The 969-nt window shown below is 51.6% G+C and carries 2 tRNA genes and 2 rRNA genes; all 4 read right to left on the bottom strand.

The features are described from left to right. A 23S ribosomal RNA gene (locus tag B5M42_RS24990) occupies positions 1–249 on the bottom strand; the annotation flags it as partial. Positions 250–544: 295 nt separating this feature from the next. Then, positions 545–620: transfer RNA gene (locus B5M42_RS24985), tRNA-Ala, on the bottom strand. Positions 621–705: 85 nt separating this feature from the next. Beyond that, positions 706–782: transfer RNA gene (locus tag B5M42_RS24980), tRNA-Ile, on the bottom strand. A gap of 36 nt (positions 783–818) precedes the next feature. After that, positions 819–935: ribosomal RNA gene (gene rrf / locus B5M42_RS24975) — 5S ribosomal RNA — on the bottom strand. Positions 936–969: the final 34 nt, after the last annotated feature.

The raw sequence follows: 969 nt of genomic DNA, 5'->3' as shown, positions 1-969 counted from the left end.
GCTACTGACGGAATCACTTTTGTTTTCTTTTCCTCCAGGTACTTAGATGTTTCAGTTCCCTGGGTATGCCTCCATTGCAGCTATGTATTCACTACAAGGTGACTGCGCATTACCACAGCCGGGTTCCCCCATTCGGACATCCCCGGATCGAAGCCTGCTTACGGCTCCCCGAGGCATTTCGTCGTTCGCCACGTCCTTCTTCGGCTCCTAGCGCCTAGGCATCCTCCGTGTGCTCTTTCTAGCTTAACCTAATATAGGGAGTTTGCTTTGCAAACTCTCACTGCTTGGCAGGGAGTTTACAGCACAAACGTCTCACTACTTAGGAACACATCTCTCACTTGTTTGCACAAGCGACGAGTGGATTTCTAAGTTAAATCACGCGTTTTGTACTTCTTGTTTCGTTATCTAGTTTTCAAGGAACACGCTGCGAATCCCAAGGATTCGTCAGCTTTCGATTCGCTTACCGCCTCTTCGACATCTTCCGACGCCCAACGCGGCAACACGTATCTTATCACATCTGTCCGACTCTTTTCAAGTCGTTTTTTGGTGGAGCCAAGCGGGATCGAACCGCTGACCTCCTGCTTGCAAGGCAGGCGCTCTCCCAGCTGAGCTATGGCCCCTCATTTATTGCCCACAGTGTTCTGGGGCCCCCGAAAAGTAATCGGAATAATCCTCGAAGCTTCGCTTCACTTTTTGGGGTATATTTGGTGGGCCCTAGTGGACTCGAACCACCGACCTCACCCTTATCAGGGGTGCGCTCTAACCAGCTGAGCTAAGGGCCCTTGGTATTCATAATAAAAACCCACCGCAGTGGGCTCGCTTGGCAACGTTCTACTCTCCCGGAACCCTGCGGTTCAAGTACCATCGACGCTGGAGGGCTTAACGGTCGTGTTCGAGATGGGAACGTGTGGTTCCCCTCCGCCATCATCACCAAACGCGTGCAACAATGGATTGTTGCATGAAAGGCTT

The sequence above is a fragment of the Paenibacillus athensensis genome, from assembly GCF_004514475.2.
GTDB lineage: Bacteria > Bacillota > Bacilli > Paenibacillales > NBRC-103111 > Paenibacillus_AL > Paenibacillus_AL athensensis.
This window is presented reverse-complemented; position numbering and strand designations above follow the sequence as displayed.